This window comes from Paenibacillus sp. J31P316, assembly GCF_056269105.1.
In genome coordinates, this window is record NZ_JBWDNI010000002.1 from 220963 (window position 1) to 239077 (window position 18115).

The 18115-nt window shown below is 48.5% G+C and carries 13 protein-coding genes; 4 read left to right on the plus strand and 9 right to left on the minus strand.

Features of this window, described 5'->3' with window-relative positions; genetic code table 11:
- The first annotated feature begins 190 nt into the window (after positions 1 to 190).
- Genes AC0YNU_RS06405 through AC0YNU_RS06415 form a run of 3 tightly spaced genes read left to right on the plus strand, consistent with a single transcriptional unit; the run spans position 191 to position 3830 of the window.
- Complete coding sequence (locus AC0YNU_RS06405; protein ID WP_475754407.1) at positions 191 to 1615, plus strand: spore germination protein; 1425 nt, start codon at positions 191 to 193, stop codon at positions 1613 to 1615.
- Between the two features lie 5 nt (positions 1616 to 1620).
- Positions 1621 to 2742 (plus strand): GerAB/ArcD/ProY family transporter, encoded by a 1122-nt coding sequence (locus tag AC0YNU_RS06410; protein WP_475754409.1) that lies wholly within the window; start codon positions 1621 to 1623, stop codon positions 2740 to 2742.
- The gene (locus AC0YNU_RS06415) at positions 2739 to 3830 is read left to right on the plus strand and encodes a Ger(x)C family spore germination protein (protein ID WP_475754411.1); all 1092 of its coding nucleotides are present in this window, start codon (positions 2739 to 2741) and stop codon (positions 3828 to 3830) included. Before AC0YNU_RS06410 ends, AC0YNU_RS06415 begins: the two co-directional genes overlap by 4 nt.
- Positions 3831 to 4863: 1033 nt before the next feature.
- Here AC0YNU_RS06415 and AC0YNU_RS06420 read toward each other — a convergent pair.
- The 3 genes from AC0YNU_RS06420 to AC0YNU_RS06430 form a co-directional block, all read right to left on the minus strand.
- The gene (locus AC0YNU_RS06420; protein ID WP_161741439.1) at positions 4864 to 5178 is read right to left on the minus strand and encodes a spore coat protein; all 315 of its coding nucleotides are present in this window, start codon (positions 5176 to 5178) and stop codon (positions 4864 to 4866) included.
- Between the two features lie 12 nt (positions 5179 to 5190).
- Positions 5191 to 5598 carry a hypothetical protein gene (locus AC0YNU_RS06425; protein WP_475754413.1) on the minus strand — a complete coding sequence of 136 codons (408 nt, stop codon included), beginning with the start codon at positions 5596 to 5598 and terminating at the stop codon, positions 5191 to 5193.
- Positions 5599 to 5810: 212 nt separating this feature from the next.
- Complete coding sequence (locus AC0YNU_RS06430) at positions 5811 to 6953, minus strand: zinc-dependent alcohol dehydrogenase (protein WP_475754415.1); 1143 nt, start codon at positions 6951 to 6953, stop codon at positions 5811 to 5813.
- A 631-nt stretch (positions 6954 to 7584) separates the two neighbouring features.
- Between AC0YNU_RS06430 and AC0YNU_RS06435 the strand changes: the two genes are divergently transcribed.
- Positions 7585 to 8529 carry a ribose-phosphate diphosphokinase gene (locus AC0YNU_RS06435; protein WP_475754417.1) on the plus strand — a complete coding sequence of 315 codons (945 nt, stop codon included), beginning with the start codon at positions 7585 to 7587 and terminating at the stop codon, positions 8527 to 8529.
- 254 nt (positions 8530 to 8783) lie between these two features.
- Here AC0YNU_RS06435 and AC0YNU_RS06440 read toward each other — a convergent pair whose 3' ends face one another.
- From AC0YNU_RS06440 to AC0YNU_RS06465, 6 genes are all read right to left on the minus strand, one after another.
- The gene (locus AC0YNU_RS06440) at positions 8784 to 11372 is read right to left on the minus strand and encodes an adenosylcobalamin-dependent ribonucleoside-diphosphate reductase (protein WP_475754419.1); all 2589 of its coding nucleotides are present in this window, start codon (positions 11370 to 11372) and stop codon (positions 8784 to 8786) included.
- Between the two features lie 354 nt (positions 11373 to 11726).
- Positions 11727 to 12479 (minus strand): SDR family oxidoreductase, encoded by a 753-nt coding sequence (locus AC0YNU_RS06445; RefSeq protein ID WP_475754421.1) that lies wholly within the window; start codon positions 12477 to 12479, stop codon positions 11727 to 11729.
- A gap of 148 nt (positions 12480 to 12627) precedes the next feature.
- Positions 12628 to 13704 carry a Ger(x)C family spore germination protein gene (locus AC0YNU_RS06450; RefSeq protein ID WP_475754423.1) on the minus strand — a complete coding sequence of 359 codons (1077 nt, stop codon included), beginning with the start codon at positions 13702 to 13704 and terminating at the stop codon, positions 12628 to 12630.
- A complete protein-coding gene (locus AC0YNU_RS06455; RefSeq protein ID WP_475754425.1) occupies positions 13701 to 14795 on the minus strand; it encodes a GerAB/ArcD/ProY family transporter in 1095 nt (364 codons plus the stop codon). The genes AC0YNU_RS06450 and AC0YNU_RS06455 overlap by 4 nt, the downstream gene beginning before the upstream one ends.
- Positions 14796 to 14818: 23 nt before the next feature.
- Positions 14819 to 16273: a spore germination protein gene (locus AC0YNU_RS06460; RefSeq protein WP_475754427.1), complete on the minus strand. Its 1455-nt coding sequence runs from the start codon at positions 16271 to 16273 to the stop codon at positions 14819 to 14821.
- A gap of 265 nt (positions 16274 to 16538) precedes the next feature.
- A complete protein-coding gene (locus AC0YNU_RS06465; protein WP_475754429.1) occupies positions 16539 to 17978 on the minus strand; it encodes a PAS domain S-box protein in 1440 nt (479 codons plus the stop codon).
- Positions 17979 to 18115 lie beyond the last annotated feature (137 nt).

Sequence of the window (18115 nt, forward strand, 5' to 3'; positions counted from 1 at the left end):
TGTATAGGCACAGCTCAACTTATATTACACTCGTTATTTTGCTCTGAAACCTATCTTGAATACAGGATTATTCTGTCATTACTCAGAGTTATAAACTAACTTCTTACCTCCATCGTTAGTTTAAATCGATATACAGAAAGGCATAATAAAGGAGATCTCAGCGCGCGCTGATTCAGGGGGTGAACGAACGATGACAGCCATTTCTTTAGAAGCTTTAAAGCAGCGCCTCACCCTAATGGAGGACGCGGAGATAATTGATCGAGAGACTACCGATGGACTTCGTTTGACATTTATTTATCTTGGAACCTTAATCGATCAGGAGCGTCTTAACGAATCAATTCTTGTGCCTCTCGTTCGATCATTCGAAAGTGCGGCGGAAAAGAGCTTGAGCGCTGCAAGAATTACACGTTTATCCAATTTGGAGCAAGCCTTCCAGTATCTCATGAAGGGTTCAGTGCTGATTCACGACTCATCCAGCGGGCGATGGCAAGCGATTATGCTTCCCAATTCGCTCAGCCGGTCCATCGAAACTTCAGAGACGGAAACAATCATGTTCGGCCCGAAAGACAGTTTCAGCGAACAGCTGGAGCAGAACATCTTGCTGATTAGAAGGAGGCTGCCTTTAACAGCGCTTAAAACAGAGAGGTACTCCGTCGGCTCCTTAACCCAAACAACCGTAGTCCTTATGTACATAGACGGACTAATCAATCCGGAATTTGTAGAGGTCGCGAAAAGAAAACTTTCCAGCATCGACTTCGATATGTTTTTGGACTCTTCACATGTTGCAGCCTTTATGGAAGACCATTATCACAGCATCTTTCCTCAATATCTCCAGACCGATCGACCGGATTCCTGCGCGTATTCACTAGGCATCGGAAAATTGGTCATTCTCGTCGATAACACACCTTTCGCCTTAGTCGCTCCGATAACGCTGTTTCACTTGTTTCAGTCGCCGGAGGATTATATTAACCGCTGGTTGGTAGCTAGCTTCTTGAGGCCGTTACGCTATCTCAGTTTCCTTCTTTCTATTACGTTAATTCCACTTTATGTGGCATTAACGACACATCATTATCAAATGCTTCCCCTGCAAATTTTATATGTAATCATCGAGTCACGTAGCAAACTGCCGCTATCTCCCTTCTGGGAAGCGTTTATTATTCTTATTACGCTAGAAATTATCAAGGAAGCCAGCCTAAGAATGCCGACCAAAACGAGCCAAAACTTGGGGGTAATTGGAGGAATCGTCATCGGACAAGCTGCGGTAGAAGCCGGATTCGCAAGCAAAGTGCTAATCGTTTTGGCAGGTATTTCGGCGATTTCCACTTTTCTCGTTCCAAACTATCTGGTCACCAAATCCAGTTTACTGCTTCAATTCATATTCTTGATTCTCGCGTCCTACTTGGGCGTTCCCGGTATCTTGCTTGGACTCGTCGGCATGCTTGCCCATCTGAACGGGCTTACGTCCTTGAATCAACCTTATTTGGCGCCGGTATCTCCGTTCTATTGGAGAGATTGGGTCGATCTCTTCGTCCGAGGGCCGTTACACGCTATGCGCATTCGTCCTGAAGCATTGCGTCCTTTGAACAAATATCGTAATAGCCGAAGGAGTAAATGAACCCCATGCAAACCATATCGCTGTTTCGAAAAACCTCACATCAAGAAAGCGGTTTTTACGCGCTCTTCCTCACCAATAGGATTCAAATGCTGTATTACATGATTGTCATGCCCTCAGCCCTCGTTCAACCGTATATGTTGTTGGCGATTGTAGCAATGGGCATAGCCTCGCAATTTTGCCTATATTTGCTGTCCAAGTGGTTCGCAACTCCCTACTCTGCCCAAGGTTACCAGGGTTTTGAAAGATTATTCGGAAAAACGGGCATCAAAGTATTAGCGTTGGCAAGCTTGCCCCTCCTTTTGCTCAAAATTTCTTTCATTTCAGTCAGTTATGCCGATATCATGCACCAATTTGTTTTTCCTTCTATGGACCGAGAATGGCATATTGTGTTTCCTTTTATCCTTAGCTGCTATTTGGCATTGTTTGGAATGGAAAACATGGTAAGGTTCGTAACGGTCGTGTTCATTGGAACGATTTGGATCTTCTTGTTGTATATTCCGTATTTTTTGGTGCAATCAAATTCGATTCACGATCTATACCCTCTCATTCCGATTGGACCAGAGCCGTTTGCTTGGAAATCCCTGCTGCTCGTTTTTTCGTCGTTCTCCGGACCTGAATTTTTAATCGCTATTTCATGCTGGCTGAATCCGCAACGGAAAATGCTAAAATATTTGACGATCGCTAACGCCATCTCGGTTGGCGAGTATCTCTTTATTTCCATCGCGTCCTTGCTCTTCTACGGATCCAAATACTTGCCAACCATCAAATACCCGAACGTGGAGATGGGGCGCTATCTGCAATCTCCTGTATTCGAAAGGATCGATATCATCCTGATCTCGGCCTATATGTTCAGCTTCCTTTACTCAATCGCCTTGTTCGTGCTAATGATATATGGCGCATCTCGTTTTCTAGTCAAGACGAAGACAAGCACTACGCGTATTGGCCTGATCATTAGCGGCTGTGCGGCGATGGCCGTCACTCTTCCGATCAGTAAATGGTTTTGGGAGCCCGGGCTCGAGCAAGCATTTTGGCTCGACCTGCAGATGTGGGCAGGATCCGCCTCTTACTTGTTAGTGCCCCTTGTCGTCTGGATCGCGATCAAGCGCAAAGCCAGGCCAACGTCATGAAACGCTTCGTACGAGCAACGCTTGTGCTGCTATCGTTTTCATTGATGACATTCGCATGCGGTTGCGACCTCGTACCTGAAAACAACATGATCGAAGAAATCACGCCGATCATTTTCTGGTCCGTGCAGAGTGGAGGAGAAGAAGACGGAAAGATAACAATCAGCACGCTCGTCCCTCCTCTTATCAAGGAGAAGAAGCGAGTCCTTACCCTTAAGGTCTCTCTATTGAATGAAGGCACTAAGGGGTTTAATTTGACCTATTATAACGAACTGAAAGCCGGTCAAATCCGCTTGCTGTTCGTGGACGAAGCTTATGCGAAACGGGGATTGACCCGTCTTATCAATACCGTCCTGACCGATCCGAACATCTCGCAACGGCTGTATTTAGTCATCACGAAAGGCAACTTTAATGAGTTCCTCGCCAGGCACTTGGGTGAAACAGACAATATCGATTATTACCTTTATCGCATGTTCAAACATTACGAGAAGAAAAAACAAGGCGAAATCACTGTCGTCAATTTGCACCAGTTTATGAAAATGCTGTACTCTCAGGTTTCCGATCCCCAGCTACCCGTATTTCGAGCGGAAGGCGAACAGTTCCTGTACGAAGGCACAGCATTTTTCGACCGGGACAGTATGGTTGCGGAGATACGCAGAAAGGACGATCAAATCAATCAATTGTTGTATAGGGACAGATTCGTACGATATTTAGTTCTCCCTGAGCTGTCGGTTACGCTAGGGAATATTCGCGCGCATACCCGCAAGAAACTAACCCCGGATTTATCATCCCTGTCCGTCGAAATCGACGTGAAGGGAAGAATTGATGAATTGGATTCGCTTGCAAGAATCGAGGATAACTTCCAATATGCCGCTCTCACACAAAAAATCGAACGGTACTTGGAGGAGAGTGTCATCCGCTTGGTATCCCAAATGCAAAAATTGCAAATTGACCCCCTTCAAATCGGGGGGTTGGCTGCTAAACCGTTCTCCAAACCAATAACCAGAGATACATGGGATCGGCATTGGTCTACTATGAAGATCAATGTTAAAGTGCGCCTACATCTTGAGCCTCTGACGAAGGTGAAATAGTAAGTTGGGATCTTGTTCAAAGAGCTCGACCTGTCACGGAATCTGGGTCTTCAATGCCCCCTGTGATTCAACCTAATTAATATCCCTATGAGAAAAAGCACCCCGATGGAGGGGTGCTTTCAGATTAAGGAAGGCCAGCCGTCCGGTTGGTAGGCCTTATCCGCAGGCAATGCTATTGAACCCAGGAGGTGGATGCAACAGGGTTAAAATGTGGTGTTCAGGTTTAGAAAAAACATCCCCGTGAAATGATTACCAACAGAATGAACAGTACGAGAATACCCCCGCTGAATCCGCCGACTAATCCGCCGCCACAACCTACTCCACCAACGCCACCAACGTTACCATATCCCAATGCAGTCAGCTCCTTAAATTTAGGTACAACGCAGTATATGTCGGATAGGGTATACCGCATGGGCTGTTATCGGAAAGGGGCTGCTGACCATAAGCACATTGGCGCTTACGTGCCATAGCGGAACCTAGAACGACTTGATTCATTTTCACCGACTGCTCAAGAAGGCCGGCATCCGTTCCGATTTGGATAAGGGGATCCCCTACCAGCCCCAATCGAAATCGTTGTCCTCGGCAGATTTGTAACTCAGCTTTGGTTCTCCCTCTAAGGAATGTTAATATACGTTCCGCATGTCCGTTATCTTCTTTTAAACATAAAAGGCAGAAAGACGAAAGGGACAAAGAGGAGAAAAGGAAAACCAAATATATTGCCAATCAAATAAAACAAACCGCTGACTAGGATGGTAATAACCAAACTATATAAACAACCTTTGCCGGACATATTACTAAAGAAGAACACCCGTTCCCTCTCCTTAAACGCGCATATGTCAACGCATGATGATTCCCTCTGCCCTCTTCTCTGTGCTTATCGCAATAAGAATAAAAAACGACCAGCTACAACGGATTTTGTAGACGGTCGTTAAAAAACTATTCTTGCTGCAACTCTTATTTCACCGAATTCATTCGTGGATTCCATGCACCCTCACCTTGCTTTGTATTGCATCATGCAAAGGACAACTGGGCGTCATTGAAATTGAACAGTGCTTTGTTGAGCAAATTGCACTGTTTTTTGCTGCGTTTGCTTATATTGCACGACTTGCTTGTCTATTTCTTGCTGCAGGACAGGCGATGAGGCATTATACAAGTTGGCCTGTTTCAAAGTCGTATACAGATCCCCTTGCATCGTAAGGGTTTCGTTCAACAGGTCCGTAAACATTTGCCGGATTTGAGGACATACAGATTCGGTAGCGGCAGTCGCATATTCCCTTGTAACCCTCTTTAAATCCGCCAAAATTGTATTTGCGATGTCTTCTTCAGGTAAGCTTAACGGACTATTCATGATATCCTCCTCTTATTGTTGAGGTTGCGTCGGAGCCATTTGCCTGTGCTGTTCCATCATCGTTAACAACGTCTGATAATGCTGGGTATGTTTGTTCATCAACTGATTTACGGTTTGTTTTATTTGCGGGTTTTGAACGGTAGCCGCAGCGACCACGCATTGTTTAAGCAATAAATCTTCGTTGGACATGGAGTCGGCAATATACTCCAACTCCTTTGCCGTCATTGCATCTGCTGATTGGTTCATAGATGTGCTCCCTTCTTTTTCCTTTGAAATCCGTTCATAAGTTTCCTCAACGCATTGATTTTTATTCACAGTCTTCATAGCATAAATATTCCGTTCAAACGGCGATAGCAAAGGATAACTAGGGGTTATTTGAATGCTTACCTCTTGCGCTTGATTATAGAGCAGATGTAGCATTTATGATTCATCCCTTTTATTTGTTGGATGTTTTCACAGTAAACGCATTTCATGGTAAATCACCCCCATGGGTATTATACCCGACGGGCGAAAGTGCATATTCAATTTCATAGAAAGAAAAATCCGCGCAAAAGGCGGATTTCAATTGATCTATAATCTTGTCTCATACACGATCAATTTCTTGACCTTAACAAATAATTACCCGGAACAACTTACGGCTTCAAAATAATCTTCATCGCGTTGTCCTCTTTATTGTTGAAGATCTTATACCCGTGCTCTGCCTCGCTTAGGCCGATCCGGTGGCTGATAATATCCGTCGGATCAAACACGCCTTCTTTTATTTGGCGATACAGTTCCGGCATATAATGGATGACCGGCGCTTGTCCCATTTTCAAAGTAATGTTTCGCGCGAATAGATCGCCGAACGGAAAGGCGTTGTAATTCATGCCATACACGCCGGTCACTTGGATCGTGCCGCCCTTGCGGACTAACTTAGCCGCCATCCGAAACGCGCCGAGTCCGCCTCCTTGAAGCTTGAGCAGGGTTTCCACTTTTTCGATAATCGTCTTCTCGGCATCCAATCCTACTGCGTCGATCACGACGTCAGCTCCGCCTCCCGTGATTTCCTGCAAGTGGCCGAGCAGATTATCCGTTGCCTTGAAGTCGAACGTTTCCACGTTATTGGTCTTCCGTGCATGTTCTAACCGATAATCCACATGATCGACGGCAATCACCCTTTTTGCGCCTTTAAGCCATGCGAATTTTTGGGCCAGCAGACCGACCGGCCCGCAGCCGAGGATAATGACCGTGTCGCCTTGTTTTACTCCTGCGTTATCCACGCTCCAGTATGCGGTCGGAACAATATCGGACAGAAATAAAATCTTCTCGTCTTCCATCTCCGCATCCTCGGGAACCTTGAACGGCAGGAAGTTTCCATAAGGCACCCGCAATAGCTCCGCTTGTCCGCCTGCATAACCGCCATATGTTTCGGAATAACCGAAATAACCTCCCGTGTCGCCGTGAAGGAACTCGTTTGCATTATCGCATTGGCTTTCGAGCTGATGATTGCAATACCAGCATTGTCCGCAGGCGACATTGAAAGGGATGATGACACGGTCGCCCTTCTTTACGCGGGTTACCTCTTTCCCTACCTCTTCCACTATGCCCATGGGTTCGTGACCGACAATGAAATCGTCCGGCATATTGGGAATTTCTCCATTATAAATATGCAGGTCCGACCCGCAGATGGCCGTAGTCGTTATGCGTACAAGCACATCGTCCGCTTTCCTGAGTTTGGCATCCTCCACTTCTTTAACCTTTACTTTTTTCATTCCTTGATAGGTCAAAGCTTTCACAGGAACACCCCTTCCGTTAATAATAACGTCAAAAGCATTCCCATAATTCGCTTTAGGCAATCACTCTTTCCCACACCCGCGGATGGCATCGACGATCGGTTAACACAGAGACCGCTATTGACGCTGAATTTCAAATTTTTCCAATCACCGCCTTAGTATCCTTTAGGTGGCGAAGAAGTTTCTATGTAGCAGGCAATCTTTCGCCAATATATGCTTAATTTTCTGTTCGCTCAATTCACTTCTGTTCTTAGCCGGGTCGAATATAACGCGCTGCTGGCTGTTGGCAGTAAAGTCTACACGGACTTTTCAAGACCGTTCTTTTTATACGGGTACGGGTAATTTTGAATTTACAAAGGGAAAGGATATAATGGCATTAACTGTATGCTGCAAGAGGATAAAAGACTAGGCTTACGATGAAAAACTGCATAACAAATCTTGCAGGCTGTCGAAAAACCCCCTGTATTGTATGGGCTTAAAACACCCTGAGTTTCTCGTCAGGATGCAGCTCCCGGTTCGTTTTCATTCGATTTTCTTCGATAAGAACCCGAAATAAAATTGCTGAGACGTCCGTAGAATTTTCTCGAAACTCTGCAAGAATTGCACAGCAATTTTTTTAGGAGGAGTCAAGCATATGAAAAACGTAAAAATTTTTTCTGGTTCATCGAACCGCCCACTCGCGGAAGAGCTATGCCGACAGCTCGATGTTCCGCTTGGAGACATTGAGATTTCCAGGCTGCAAAGCGGAGAAATCAGCTTGCGTTATACCGAATCGATTCGCTCTTCTCATGTCTATATCGTTCAATCCTTGTCTCATCCCGTAAATGAGCACTTGGTTGAACTCATGATTATGATTGATGCCGCTAAACGGGCTTCAGCCAAAACGATTAATATCGTTATGCCATATTACGGCTATGCTCGTCAGGAACGGAAAGCCGCCCCGCGCGAACCAATTTCTGCGAAACTCGTAGCCGATGTGCTGACAACTGTAGGCGCTGACCGCATTATTACGGTAGATCTTCATGCCGATGCGATTCAAGGCTTTTTCGATATCCCTGTCGATCATATTACCGCTTTGGATCTCATCACGGATTATTTGAAGTCAAAGCATATTAAGAATCCGGTAGTTGTCTCACCCGACGCTGGTCGGGCAACAACCGCCGAGAAGCTCGCCAACTACATGGACTGTCCGTTTGCCATTATGATTAAGAACCGCCCTGCTCACAATAAAACGAAAATTACTCATATTATCGGGGAAGTCGAAGGCATGACTCCGATTATCATTGAGGATTTAATCGATACAGGCGGTACGATTGTGAATGTTGTCGAAGCGCTGCATAAAAGAGGCGCGAATGACGCCTATATATGTGCAACACATGGGTTGTTCTCGGATAACGCGCTCGAGAAGCTGTCTCATCCCTACATTAAAAAGGTCGTTATTACGGATACCATCGCAATTGACCCGAACCATTCGGATAAGTTCGTTATTCTTCCAATGGCGGAGCTTCTCGCAACTGCACTCAAAATTATTAATAATGGCGGATCAATAAATACGCTGTTTAAGACAAAACAAATGTAAGGAATCGTGAAAGTGACGGACAAGAAAAAAGCAAGCGGCAACTAAATGCCGCTTGCTTTTTTTGATCGTCATCTCTCTTCCCGTATGCGACAAGTGAGAATTCGCATATCGCGGCCGTCTCGTTTAAGCTCGTCGCATCCTCTTTGCGTGAAAAAAGAAAACCGAGATAAGACACCTCTCGAAGCGACATCAAAGATGCTTTCATTATCGCCGACATATGTCTTATTGGCATGACCGCGCTGAGTCACAAAGCCTTAGTTACACTTGCTATACCCGCAATTGCTGCATTGTTTGCATCCTTCAACGTTAAGAAGCGAGGCGGATCCGCAGGACGGGCAGAGGTCACGCGAGGTGACCTCGCCGTGCTTATGCGAATCCTCCGCGACCGGTGCCGCAGCCATAATTGCCGGAGCCGCCGTCGCCGTCTCATAGGCCGCCGCCGGCTCGTTGGTGCTTTCGATATGAATCTCAAGCGCTTTCGCTACCGCATCGGCGATCGATTCCACGCGGTTCGAGCCGAAGCCGATGGCGCCTGATCCGCCAATGCCTTTCAGATGCTTGATCAGGAGCTTCACCTTGTTGCCATGGTCGCCATAACGGAGGAACAAGGAGCATACGCGACCCAGCGCTTCCGCCATCGCGAAGACGTCGGAGCCCGCTTTGCCTACGTTCAAGAAAATTTCTCCCGGCGTGCCGTTCAGATCATTGATGGTAATATAGGCCATGCCGAATGGCGTATTCACCTTGTACGTTGCTCCGCGGAGAATTTGAGGACGGCGTTTGTACTGCTTGTCTAAGGTCTGCTCCGCCTGCGACGTCACTGGAGCATTCGGTGCAGCGTTAAGCGTCTCAAGCTTCTCTTCTTTTACCGATTCCGCCGCCACAGCTGCTTCCCCCGCAGCCGAATCCGACTTGTCTTCCTTCTTCGTCGACAATACCTGTACGTCCCGGCTGCCGTCGCGATAGATCGTCACGCCTTTGCAGCCCAGATCGAATGCAAGCTCATACAGCTCTTTTGTATCTTCGACCGTAAAATCGCTCGGACAGTTCGCCGTCTTCGAGATCGAGCTGTCTACCCAGCGCTGAATCGCCGCTTGCGCTCGGATATGATCCTTTGCCGACAATTCCATGGCCGTTACGAAGTAATTCGGTAGCTCTTCGCCCGGATGCGCATCCTTCCAAGCTTGAGCGATCGGCACCAGCTGCTTGTCGAAGCCAAGGCGGCTTTGGCGGAAGTATTCGAAGGCGAAATACGGCTCGATCCCCGTCGAAGTGCCTACCATCGTCCCCGTGCTGCCCGTAGGCGCCTGCGTAATAACGGTAACGTTGCGGATGCCTTTGGCCAGCACCGCTTCCCCTACTTCGGGGAACTCCGAGACCAAGTTCTTCATAAAGCCGCTTTGCAGGAATTTCTCCGCATCGAATGCGTCGAACGAGCCTTTCTCTGCGGCAATATCCGCGGAAGCCAGATAAGCTTCGCGCGCCATGAAACCATATATTTTATCGAGGAACAGAAGCGATTCCGGACTGCCGTAACGGATGCGCAGCTTGATCATCAATTCAGCGAGACCCATCGTGCCGAGACCTACGCGGCGCTCGCGCTTCTGGTTCCTCTCGTTCTCTTCAAAGTGATAAGGCGTGGTATCGATGACATTGTCGAGGAAACGTACCGACCATTGCGTTACCTTCGCCAATTCTACCCAATCAACATCATGGTTGTCTTCATCATAGAATTTGGACAGGTTAATCGCCGACAGGTTGCAGACGCCCCAGCCCGGAAGCCCTTGCTCGCCACATGGATTCGTCGCGATGATCGGGTTGAAATACCAACTGTTCGACATCTGATTGTAATATTCCATGAAGACGACGCCAGGCTCCGCCGATTTCCATGCGGATTCAATGATCGTATGCCATACTTCGCGCGCGCGAACGGTTTTGTAGGGCACCGCCCGTTTGCCGAGCTTCTTCCAAGCGTCAAGATCGCCGGTCCACAGCTCGTCATATTCAGGGTCCTTCGTATCCGGGAACACAAGCTCCCATTCCAGATCTTCCTTTACGGCTTTCATGAAGGCGTTGCTGACGCAAACCGACAGGTTCGCGTTGGTCACTTGGCCCATGGTCTGCTTCACCGTTATGAAGTCGAGAACGTCCGGATGCCAGTCATTGATCATGAGCATAAGCGCGCCTCTGCGGCTGCCGCCCTGTTCGATCAAGCCAGTCGTATAGCTGAACAGTCCGCCCCAGGACACTGCTCCGCTCGAAGATCCGTTAACGCCGGCCACGATCGCGCGGCGAGGACGCAGCGAAGACAAGTTAATCCCTACGCCGCCCCCGCGGGCCATAATTTCCGTCATTTCTGTTAATGTCGTCATAATCCCGCCGCGGCTGTCCTTAGGCGATGGAATAACGTAGCAATTGAACAACGTTAATTCTTCGCTCGCACCGGCGCCTGCGGCAATCCGGCCGCCCGGCACCAGCTTCCAGTCATCCAGAATGTAGCGGAATCGCTCTGTCCACGTCTGCTGCTTCTCTCCGTCCTTCTCCGCGCCTGCCATCGCATTGGCGAGGCGGTCCCACATTTCCTCCGGCGTCTTCTCTATCGTAAGCGTCAGCTTCTCCACGCTGCTTGTCACCGTATCCCCGCTTCTAAGCCTCACGGTTACTTCGGCGCCGCTCCGCCCGATCACTTCGCCAACCTCTTTGGCCGGGAATTTCGGATCGTCCTTCGTCAGGACCAGGACAACGTCTCCTACTGCCGTATTGCTCGTATCCGCATTCTTCCGAGCATAGCGGTCCAAAAATATTTTCTCGCTCAGACCTTCCAATTTCCGCGTCACTACCATCCGATTGGCCCTTCCTCTCCTGTACCTTTAAATCGCGTGCACATTTGTTACCGATGTTACGGCAACTATATATTGTGTGTACTCCTCATTATACTATACTACATATAGGTTTCCACGCCTAATTCCACCTGTTTCGGCGTTATTCTTCGCTTACATCGCCCATTCTCGAACGATTGCTTGTCCTTTCGCCAATTTTGCTCGTTTTTAACGTATAGGAACGTTTTCGTTTTCAGGTTACAGGGTCGGTCATCCAATAACACTCGGATCGTATTCATCGCTTTGTCAAACGCAAAACCGCCGATCCATTAAGCGATCGGCGGGATTTTCTTGCATGAGTCGGTCGTTTAGCGCGGCTTACGCCGAACCCACGAGCCAGTCCGTGAAGCGCGTCGGAGCAATCCGAGCCTTTGCATTGTCTTCCGGAACAAGCGACTCCGCTTCCAGCACGGAGCCGTAGTATCGTGCTCCGTTATCCGTGACGACCTGACGCGGGTCGCCTTTGGATTCCAAATACAGCCGGACAAGCTCGTCGAAACGCATCCGATCCGGACCGGCCACTTCGACGATTCCGTTCGCCGGAGCCTCTACCGCGCAATCGGTCAGCGCGGCTGCGACGTCGCCCGAGACGATCGGCTGGAACGAGACGGACGGCACGCGGACCGCGTTTCCTTCCGTGAACGAAGCAGCGATGCCGTCGACGAATTCAAAAAACTGCGTCGCGCGAAGAATCGTATACGGGATTCCGGAAGCTTCGATCAAACGCTCTTGCGCAAGCTTCGCGCGGAAGTACCCGTTCTCGGGCAGGCGGTCGGTGCCCACGATGGACAAGGCGACGTGATGCTTCACGCCGGCGGCCGCTTCGGCAGCAAGCAGATTGCGGCTGGACGTTTCGAAGAATTCAAGCACGGCTTGGTCTTCCCAAGACGGCGCGTTCGCCACATCGACAACAACCTGCGCGCCTCTCAGCGCTTCGGCCAGCCCTTCCCCGGTAATGGCGTTGACTCCTCTGGATGGCGATGCCGCCACGGCTTCATGCCCAAGTCCGCTAAGGTTTTGGACGAGTTTGGATCCAATTAATCCGGTACCGCCGATCACTACGATTTTCATCTTCATTTCCTCCCTTATATTCCGCCTCGTGCGAGGCGCTTCGTTGTTTCTTGGCTTGCTTTTCAATACTTCGCACATAGAACGATGAAGGAAACCGTATTGTGACAACGCGCGAATAGGAAATTTCAGGCGTTTGCCTGATAAGTCTTTATTTCCTGATTCCAGTTTCCAATAATTGCACGTGCACCTGCAGAATCACGTTTGCCGTTGGATATTCACGCTTCCACGCCGCTTCGTTCCAGTTCCTCGTCTTGCTCCTTACGATATCGCCTAGTCCGAGCGGATCGATCCCTTTGCTTTGAAATTGCTTGATAAGCGTTCTGCCTGTCTCGGCCAGCTCTTTCTCCAAGCCGTCTTTTATCCGCTGCTGCTCATGGCTGGTCAGCTGGAATCCGCGGGTATCGACGACTTCCCCTTTGAACCGGAGTGTTATCGTCAGCTTCGGACCGCTCGGATCATGACCGACATGATACTTCACGTTTGATCCGACATTCTTGACGGCGGCATACGTTCCGTTATCCAGCTGCGCTTCGAGTATCCCATACTTCGTGTTTTCACGCAGAAGCTTCATCACTTTCATCTGCTTCTCGTTCAGCGATGCGACAAGCCGGTCGTCTTGGAATAACGCCAATCCGGAAATCAGGACATGTCCGTCGTGCAAGGCGAGAATCGGCAAAAAAGGATCCATGCCTTTTCCGAGATAGGCATATTCGAAATCGTTCAGATTTTGGCGGGGCAAAAAGCCGGTCCGGACGTTCGATTTAAGCAAATCGAACAAATACATGCCTTTCTCCACGTTCGAGCTGAAATGGGCATGCAGGAGCTTCTTCGCTTTTCCATCGACAACGGCCAGATAGAGTTTGCGCGAAGCGAGCGCGTCGCGCAAAATCACATCCAGTTCGTCTGCCAATCCCTTTTCCGCCAACGCTTTTTCGAATAAGATCACCGAGATTTTTCCCGTTTTGATAGGACGGTTTAATTGCATGTCCATTAATTCCGCGATGTTTTTGCTTGTATGGCCGGTGTTGGAGATTAGAATATTGCTCACCGAATCCGATTTGCCCGCTTGGAATTTCGGCGGTGCCAGCGTCAATTCGATTTGATCGTCCGGCGCCTCGTCGAAAGCGCCGACGAACGAAATCGTGGATTTCTCCAGAATCTCCTGCTTGACGCACCCCGTCAACAGAACGCTTAGAAGCAGAAACCCGATGAAAAAACGTTTCATGTGGCCGTTCTCACTTTCGTTCTGACCAAGACAACGAGATACAAGAACGGAATGTACGCGTAGATCATGTAAAATCCGAAGCCGGCTAACAGATCTTGAATGTCTTCCACGCGGCTGCGGTCCGGAATGATACAGACGGCAGCAAAGACGATCAATAATAAGAACGGCAGCACCGCCGTTTGCCTTACCTGGAGCATGACTTTGCCTATTCGGCTTGCGGCCCACAGACAGAAGCAGACGATGGGAATGATCCACAAAATCTGCGAGGTGGCGCCGATATATTCGAACCGATCGATAAAAGGAAATTGGATGAATTTGTATTTGGTTAATTGCGGCCAGATTTCAAACGATAATTGTTCGGGTTTGAACAACAATAGGGAGAAGAATAGAATCAACAGATACGATACGGTCGTAAGCAAGTTCGCCCAATGCGCCCATTTTTGCGACGTTTCCGGCGATTTGATAAAGGTGTAACAGAACAGCAGCGACTCCACCCCCATAAAGGGAAAGGTCAATGCCTTGCTCGCTTGAAGGATCTCGCCTGGCGAATGATCGAATACCGGAGATAAATTGTTGAAGTGAAAATAAACCGCCGGAAAAAACATGGCCAGTATGGTGACATAGCGGACCAGGCTGAACATGCAAATCCCCACGACTACGCGAAAGCCACCGGAAACGATGTAATGCACCAGCAGCAGCAGCACCAATGCCAATGACCACGTGGTTAAGTCCGAAAACAGCCATACTTGGATAACTTCAATGAATAACCGCAGTTGGTAAGTGGCAAGGAGCAGAAAATAAACGATAAACGCAAGGTTAAGCCCGCTGCCCCCCCATCTTCCGAATAATTGATGATGAATATGGATAAGATCCGTCCCGCTTCGGTTGAGGATTTGGTACATCAACCAAATAATCACGTGGAGGCTGAGGCCGGAGAGGATGACCGAGATCCAGACATCTTGGCCGGCCCACTGAATGGGCTTGAGCGACATGGAAACATACTCGGGACCGAATTGCATCGCATGAATCAACACGAACACGAGAAAGGACGATATGGTTAAACGCGGATGCTCCGCTGCATTCAGCTTCAATTCTTCTCACTCCCAAAGCGCGTTCATTCGTCGATGTCTTTTTTGGCCGCGGCTTTCTTTTTTCTTTCGAATCTTACGGGGTTCGGCGATCTGAAAAAGGTGAATCGATGATGGAATTTCGAATAAGGCGGACGAATCACCGAATCGTACAAGTCGGCCGTGCGGAACGGATAAATAGGAACCAGGTAAGGCATGCCGAGAGACGTCAATCGCAGCAAGTGGGCAACCAGCGCCAGGGTACAGATGACGATCCCTAGCAGCCCCCAAATTTGCGCGGCGAAAATAAACGGAAATCGAAGGATGCGTATGGTGGCGCTCATGCGAAAGATAGGCGTCGTGAACGAAGCCAACGCCGACAAGGCAACGATGATCAACAAGAAGTTGCTCGTTAGGGCGGCTTCGACGGCAGCCGTACCGAGCACGATACCGCCGACGATGCCGATCGTCTGTCCGATTTTCGTAGGCAATCGGGCGCCCGCTTCCCGCAATAATTCAATGACTAGCTCCATGATGAGCACTTCCACGACCGGCGGAAACGGTACATTGATTCGCGAAGAAACGATCGTAGGCAGAAAGACGTTGGATATGCCTTGACCGTGGTACGTAATGACGGCAACGTATAACGGCGACGCATAGACCGAGAACAGCACGGAGAACATCCGGATCAACCGCAGCAAAGAAGCGATGATCCAGGGCAAATAATAATCTTCGTAAGTAATGAAGAACAACCCCAGATTGACCGGTGCGAAAACCGCAGTCGGGGATCCGTCCTTCAAGACGCATATTTGCCCCGAACAAACGGCCCAAGCCACGTAATCGGGCCTTTCGGTCCCGATCGTCTGCGGAAAGATGGAGTTCGGATTATCCTCGATCATTTGCTGCAGCAGCGTGCTGTCCGTAATTTGATCGAAACGGACATCCTCGATCCGCTGAATGCACGTATTCAGATATTGTTCGTTCGTGATTCCCTTGATGTACACGACCGCGATTCTGGACTTGGAGATACTTCCGACCGCGAGCTCTTTGATCCGCAAATCCGGGTGAGGAACTCGCTGGCGAATCAAGTTCAGATTGGTATCCAATGACTCCACGAAGCCTTCTTTCGGACCTTCCACGGTGAATTCGACTTCCGGAATCGTGACGCTGCGTCCCTTGGATGCAGCAGCATTGATCAGCATCCACCGTTGGCCATCGAGACCAGGCTGAATCGCGACATACCCGCGGTAAATTTTGTCCTGCGTCCGGTCCCAATCCTCGCTTATTTCTTTCTCCGCCACAGGGATGAGCTGGTATAGTTCCTCGAAGCCTGCGTTCGGATTGTCGCTCAGACAGTCAAGAATCTGACGCTGCAGCACTTCCGTCTCCGTGAGTGTTTTGATGTAGCCGATGAACAACGGAACGGCGCTCAAGCGATGTTCGCAGCATACGAAATCCGCGGATTCATAAAGCTCCTTCCATAAGGGAGGGACTGCACTCACATCTGATCACTCTTTCCATTCCTAATTCTTCCGTTCATTTTCCCCTGAAACGAAGAAAACATACGGAGCGCGAAGGGGCCGAGTTTTGATCACGAAGGACCCGAGTTTGAGCACGAAGGAGCCGAGTTTCGAGCTTCGAGCTTCAATTAATCGTAGGTTCCTTTTTATTCGACTACACGAATTTACGCAAAAGAAAAAGGGGCCATTAGCCCCTTTTACATGGTTCCCGTTGATTTTAACTCCATGCTTGTCCGTCTACGGAATCCTACTTCTTAACGATTGGCAACTCAACTTCCACTGTCGTCCCTTTCCCGACTTCGCTTTCGATTCGCATCGTCCCCTTATGATTTTGGATGATCCGCATGGAGACCATTAATCCTAACCCTGTTCCTGTTTCTTTTGTCGTAAAGAAAGGATTGCCGAGCTTGGTAATCTGCTCTTGCGGGATTCCATGCCCAGCGTCTTGAATGCGAATGCAAAGTTTATCGTTCAATTGCTTGGCTTGTAGGATCACTTCTCCGCCTTTAGGCATCGATTCAATGGCATTCTTCAATACATTGACGAAGACTTGATTGATGCTGCTTTGACACGGAATGAACGGTAAATTGGCATCCAGGTCTTTCTTGATTCGGACGTTATACAGGTCGGCTTGTCCTGCGAATAATCGGGTAACGTGATTTAAAATATGTACCACGTCCCTTAGCTCATAGCACTCATTTGAAGGTTTGGCCAGAACCAGAAGCTCGCTTACGATTTCATTGATTCGATCGATTTCCGATATCATGACGTCATTTCGCAATTTCCTTGTGCCATCCCAATCCTCTTTCGCATACATTTGCATAAATCCCCGCAGGCTAGTCAATGGATTTCTGATTTCATGGGCAATCCCGGCCGCGAGTTGACCGACTAAGGAAAGTTTCTCCGATCTGCGGATTAATTCTTCGGATTGTATTCGTTCCGTGATATCCCGTCCCATGCTGATGACATGTTGAATATCCCCTGCCGTATTTCTTATTTTTTTGGAATGCGCTTCTTGCCATATGTAGTGACCGTTTTTATGCCGAATGCGATAAACGTAAATCCTGCTATCCGAATGATCGACGTTCCCCCGCCTTAACCAGCCGCCGTTCCTATCCTCCGGATGCCAATATTCATAAGCATATTTCCCGATAAGTTCGTCTGGCTCATATCCGAGTTGGTTACGGACGGCGGGCGAGACATAAGAGATCATGCCCTCTGGAGTCAGACGCAAGATAACGTCCTGCGAATGATCGGCAATAAGCTTGTGCAGTTCTTCAATCTTCTTGAACTCTTCTTCCTTCTTTTTTTGTTCGGTGATATCTACGATTTGGGAGATGAAAATGTCGTTTCCATGGCTTCCCTGACTGTCCCTCTCTACCGTAACATTCAGAAGCCCCCACATAATGGTCCCCGATTTATGAATATACCTTTTCTCGATTTGATAACCATCCATTTCACCGTGTATCAATTTACGCCATAATTTGAGATCCGCTTCCAAATCTTCCGGATAGGTGCCGGATTCAACGCCGAGATCTATTAATTCACATTCGCTATAGCCTAACATTGCGCATAAAGACGGATTCGCCTTCAAGAAATTGCCGTCAAACGATAACAAAGCCATTCCTATCGGAGATTTCTCGAATGCGCGTAAAAAAAGACTATGGTCATTGAAATGAGACACCATGAGTTCCTCCATTTAAAGCAGTTAAATGATAAATTTGATGATCCTCAATCAGGCATTATAACGCCGTAACGTTTACCATTTCGTTTTCATAGTAACACATATTGGAACTATTCTACCCGTTCGAATCTTTAAATAGG

What these genes read in the sequence shown, in the direction of transcription:
- AC0YNU_RS06405 (WP_475754407.1), top strand. Translation starts at nt 191, where the DNA reads ATGACAGCCATTTCTTTAGAAGCTTTAAAGCAGCGCCTCACCCTAATG.
- AC0YNU_RS06410 (WP_475754409.1), top strand. Translation starts at nt 1,621, where the DNA reads ATGCAAACCATATCGCTGTTTCGAAAAACCTCACATCAAGAAAGCGGT.
- AC0YNU_RS06415 (WP_475754411.1), top strand. Translation starts at nt 2,739, where the DNA reads ATGAAACGCTTCGTACGAGCAACGCTTGTGCTGCTATCGTTTTCATTG.
- AC0YNU_RS06420 (WP_161741439.1), bottom strand. Translation starts at nt 5,178, where the DNA reads ATGAATAGTCCGTTAAGCTTACCTGAAGAAGACATCGCAAATACAATT.
- AC0YNU_RS06425 (WP_475754413.1), bottom strand. Translation starts at nt 5,598, where the DNA reads ATGCTACATCTGCTCTATAATCAAGCGCAAGAGGTAAGCATTCAAATA.
- AC0YNU_RS06435 (WP_475754417.1), top strand. Translation starts at nt 7,585, where the DNA reads ATGAAAAACGTAAAAATTTTTTCTGGTTCATCGAACCGCCCACTCGCG.
- AC0YNU_RS06440 (WP_475754419.1), bottom strand. Translation starts at nt 11,372, where the DNA reads ATGGTAGTGACGCGGAAATTGGAAGGTCTGAGCGAGAAAATATTTTTG.
- AC0YNU_RS06445 (WP_475754421.1), bottom strand. Translation starts at nt 12,479, where the DNA reads ATGAAAATCGTAGTGATCGGCGGTACCGGATTAATTGGATCCAAACTC.
- AC0YNU_RS06450 (WP_475754423.1), bottom strand. Translation starts at nt 13,704, where the DNA reads ATGAAACGTTTTTTCATCGGGTTTCTGCTTCTAAGCGTTCTGTTGACG.
- AC0YNU_RS06465 (WP_475754429.1), bottom strand. Translation starts at nt 17,978, where the DNA reads ATGGTGTCTCATTTCAATGACCATAGTCTTTTTTTACGCGCATTCGAG.